At 39.1% G+C, this 4796-nt stretch carries 2 protein-coding genes and 1 pseudogene; all 3 read left to right on the top strand.

The features are described 5' to 3' along the window. Positions 1-6: 6 nt before the first annotated feature. Positions 7-582 (top strand): annotated as a pseudogene (locus PX636_RS06985) (RNA-guided endonuclease InsQ/TnpB family protein); the annotation flags it as partial. 199 nt (positions 583-781) lie between these two features. Then, entirely contained in the window at positions 782-3904 is a 3123-nt protein-coding gene (locus tag PX636_RS06980; protein WP_288116580.1) for a DEAD/DEAH box helicase, read from the top strand. A gap of 13 nt (positions 3905-3917) precedes the next feature. Next, positions 3918-4757, top strand: coding sequence for an SWIM zinc finger family protein (locus PX636_RS06975; protein WP_288116579.1), 840 nt, complete (start codon positions 3918-3920; stop codon positions 4755-4757). The last annotated feature ends 39 nt before the right edge of the window (positions 4758-4796 follow it).

The raw sequence follows: 4796 nt of genomic DNA, 5'->3' as shown, positions 1-4796 counted from the left end.
GATTAAATCAAAGCCCCTCGATTTTTGTTGAAAGTACAGAGTAAGCTTAAATTGCTACAAAGACGCTTGAAACGGAAAACTAAAGGCTCTAGCAATTGGTTAAAACTCCAAGAGAAGATATCGAGATTACACGAAAAAGTGTCTAATACTCGTAGAGATTGGCACTTTAAATTAAGTCATTACCTTTGCGATCTCGCTGATAATATTTTCGTTGAAGATATTAACTTCGTTTCGTGGTCTAGAGGGATCGTTAGAAAACAATCTCTAGATTCGGGTATCGGTAGTTTTATTAACGAGATATTACCGTTTGTCGCTTGGAAACGGGGAAAATATTATCTTAAGGTCGATAAAAACGGAACTTCGCAAGAGTGTCCGAATTGTGGCGCGATTACTGGCAAAAAAGCGTTATCGGAAAGAGTTCACCGGTGTGATTCTTGCGGTCACATCGAACCAAGAGATACGGCATCAGCAAAGGTAATTGAGAACCGAGGAAAAAACGCGGTCGGGCTGACCGTGTTGGAAAACGCTCGCGGAGGCGATTTGACGGGGATCGACCGGGTTAAACCAGGTCGATCTAGTTAAAAGCCTAAGAACCGAGAATCCCCCGCTACACCGCGCGAGCGGTTAGCGGGGGAGAGTCAATAACCTTTTTCTCTTATCCAGAGGACTTCTGGGTTCGCAAAGGGACAAAAAAGTGTGGAGAATCCTCCCATAATCGCTACAATTTTTCTAGAGGCTAAGTATTGCCCTCATTTAAGTTCTTTTGTACTCATTAAAAACCATGAAAATTCTTCACGGTACTTGGATTCCCCAATCAACGGATGAATTTATTCAGAAGGGTAGCTTTTATCTTTGGGGAGAAACTAGCACCCCGAAAAAGAGTCGCACCACTGCTGATAATTATCATCCTTTTCAGTTAAGCAAAGAAGAATTAACTAGCTTTCTCACTGGAGAGTTAGGAATAGTTCAATCGAATTATAATCCTCTTAGTCGGCAATTTGTCCCCCGCTACTTTCTTTTACCTAGTCACGACAATCAACCTTTACCCTCCTTAGAATTACTGCGTTATCTAGAAAAAGAACCCCCAGAAAATAGCCAATGGCAATCTTGGCACATTGATTGTTATCCCCTTAATCCTGTACTTAAACTGCTCAATGATCTGCACTTTATCTGTCTTTACAACTCCTCAGAGATTCAGTTAGGTGCAGATTTACTTTTTTGGTATCACTACAGTCAAGCTTTTAAAGAAATAATTCTCAAAGATAACTATATTCCTGCTTTTAAATATCGAGAATTAGCCACAGATAACAAGAAAACCGCTAACTTTGCCATCTATCCTCTTTGGGAAATTATATCAGCAACCTACGAAACCAATCTCGATCGCTATCTCGAATATCTTCCCCGCATTTGTCTTGCTGGTGCTGAAAATCCCCATGCTTCACCACAATTATACGATCCCAAAACCCTACTCCGGCACTTCTCCGAATGTCTCCTCAATGAAATTGTCACTAATACGGCAATTCCTGCCAGTTTTGATAAAAAAATTAGCGAGACAATTATAGGTGATTGCTTCTCTGTGACTAAGACTGCTGGATTTCTGCAAACCGCTGCCGCTTTAGAAAAATATCAACAGTGGCAAACTTGGAGACAGCAATTACTAGGAGACCAAAATATATCTAATTTTACCCTGGGTTTTAAACTAACCGAGGCCCCAGAAAATAATATTGAACAGTGGCAAATTACTTTTATCCTCATCTCTAAACAAGACCCCTCCCTGCGATTAGAATTAGACGAATATTGGTATGCAGTACCCGAAAATAGAACAAGCATACGAGCGCATTTTGGTCAAGATTTAGACAAAAATATTTTACTAAGTTTGGGTTATGCTGCCCGTATTTATCCCCCCATTTGGCAAGGATTAGAAACGGATAAACCGACGGGATTTTCTCTCAACCTTACAGAAGCTTTTACTTTCTTGAAAGAAACTGCTTGGGTTTTAGAAGATGCGGGATATAAAGTGATTATTCCCGCTTGGTGGACTCCCCAAGGTCGTCAGCGCGCCAAAGTTCGGCTAAAAACTACTTCTAAATCGGGCAAATCTACCCCCGTTAGTAAAGGGATTTTTAGCCTCGAAAACATCATTGAATATCAATATGAACTAGCCATCGGTGAAGAAACTATTACCCAAGAGGAATGGCAACAATTAATTAACACCAAAACACCCCTAGTTAAATTTCGAGGTCAATGGGTAGAATTAGAACAAAATAAAATGCAGCAAATGCTGGATTTTTGGGAGAAATATCAGCAGGAAAATCCTGAGATGAATCTGATTGAATTAATGAAAAAAGCTGCCGAATCCCCAGAGGAGATTATTGTTGAAACCGATGAATTTTTGGGTTCTATGCTAGAGAAATTACAAAATCCTAGTCAACTAGAACCGATCGAAAATCCTCCCCAATTACAAGGAACGCTGCGGGAGTACCAAAAGCGTGGAGTTGCCTGGATTCAATACCTGGAACAATTGGGTTTAAATGGTTGTCTTGCTGACGATATGGGATTAGGAAAAACCCTACAGGTAATTGCTAGATTGGTTGGGGAAAGAGAGGGAGATAATAATGTTTTACCAACTCTGCTAGTTGCACCCACTTCCGTGGTGGGAAATTGGGCAAAAGAAATTGAAAAATTTGCCCCCCATCTTCAGGTTTTAATTCATCATGGTAGTAAGCGCTATCAAAATGAGAACGAATTTCAGATAGTAGCTAGTCACAAGGATATCGTCATTACTTCTTTTACCTTAGTTCGCAAGGACTTGAAATTATTTAACTCGCAATCTTGGCAACGTTTGGTAATTGATGAAGCACAAAATATCAAAAATCCTAAAGCGGCACAAACTAAAGCAATCTTAAGTTTATCTGCACAACATCGTCTCGCATTAACGGGAACTCCAGTAGAAAATAGACTGCTTGATTTATGGTCAATTTTTAACTTCCTTAACCCCGGTTATTTAGGCAAAGAAACTCAATTTCGTAAAGCTTTTGAAGTGCCAATCCAAAAACAAAATGATCGTCTCCAGTCCACGGTTCTCAAAAAATTAGTGGAACCTTTTATTCTGCGTCGGGTAAAAACCGATAAGCAGATAATTAAAGATTTACCTGACAAAGTGGAAAACAAACAGTATTGTAATTTAACTAAAGAACAAGCTTCTCTCTACGAAGTTGTCATCAAAGAAGTGGAAAAACAATTAGAAGAAGCGGAGGGAATAAAACGCAAAGGATTAATTTTATCTACCCTGATGCGCTTGAAACAAATTTGTAATCATCCCCGTCAATTTTTACAGGATAACAGCGCTTTTACTCCTGAGCGATCGCACAAGTTAGAGCGTTTGGGAGAAATGCTAGAAGAAGTAATTTTAGAGGGAGATAGTTTGCTTATTTTCACTCAATTTACTGAAATCGGTGACTCCTTACAAAAGTACCTCAAACAAACTTTTCGCTACAATACCTATTATCTTCACGGGGGGACTTCTCAACCAAAACGAGAACAAATGATCGAAGAATTTCAACATTCCGAAACAGAACCTTCCGTATTTATTTTATCCCTAAAAGCTGGGGGAGTGGGGATTAATTTAACTAAAGCAAATCATGTTTTTCATTTTGATCGTTGGTGGAATCCTGCGGTGGAAAATCAAGCCACCGATCGCGCTTTTAGAATTGGTCAACAAAAAAATGTTTTCGTGCATAAATTTGTCACTTTGGGAACCTTAGAGGAAAGAATTGATGAAATGATCGAGGAAAAGAAAAAGGTAGCTAATGCTATTGTTAGTAATGATGAATCCTGGTTAACGGAATTAGATAACGAAAGTTTTCGTCAGTTAATCGCATTGAATAAACAGACAATTATTTAATCGAGGTAAACCTATGAATAAATTTAGTAAAACTTGGTGGGGACAACGCTTTATAGAAGCATTAGAGGAATTTACCGACTCAGCGCGCTTGAGTCGAGGACGTTCCTACGCTAAAAATGATAAAGTCAAGAATTATACAATTGACGGTAATTTAATTACTGCTCAGGTGCGAGGTTCCATTAATCCCTACTTTGGGGTTTACAAAGAACCTTTGTATAAGGTGAGTATCGAGATTAAACCAATTACTAAAGCAGAGTGGTCACAAGCTTTATATAATCTTGGTTCAAGAGCGAGTATGATCTCTAAACTGCTGCTCAAAGAAGTTCCCGATAATATTGATGAAGCATTTAGCGATCTGAATCTGCACTTATTACCCCACAATCAAAAGGATTTTATCACCAATTGTTCCTGTCCCGATTGGGAAAATCCCTGTAAACATATTGCCGGAGTTTATTACCTCGTTGCCTCCCAATTAGATCAGGATCCTTTCCTCTTATTTGAATTACGGGGTATCTCTCGTCAAAAATTACTGCAAGAGTTAGCAAAAACTCCCCTCGGTAAGCTGCTTTCCTCCTCCATCCAAGAGGAAGAAATTCCTCTTAACCCGGTTACTTCCTATCACACTAAACCCGAAACCATACTGGCAGCAGAAACAATTGATCTCAAAGAATTTTGGCACTCTCATCACCGTTTACCAGAAAATACTCAGTTAGTTAAATCCGCAACTATTCCCGCAATTGTCATTAAAAAAGCCGGTGATTATCCTGCATTTTGGGATAAGGATACTTCCTTTATCGAAGTAATGGAAGAAATGTATCAACGGGTACGCAATAAAAATGCAGGGATACTTTAAAAAAATATAAGTTTTCCTTTTGGGGAGTCAGGAGTCAGT

It is taken from the genome of Microcystis sp. M53598_WE2 (genome assembly GCF_030067735.1).
GTDB classification, from domain to species: Bacteria; Cyanobacteriota; Cyanobacteriia; order Cyanobacteriales; family Microcystaceae; genus Microcystis; species Microcystis aeruginosa.
Note: the sequence above shows the minus strand (reverse complement) of the source record. Positions and strands in the feature narration are given on the sequence as shown.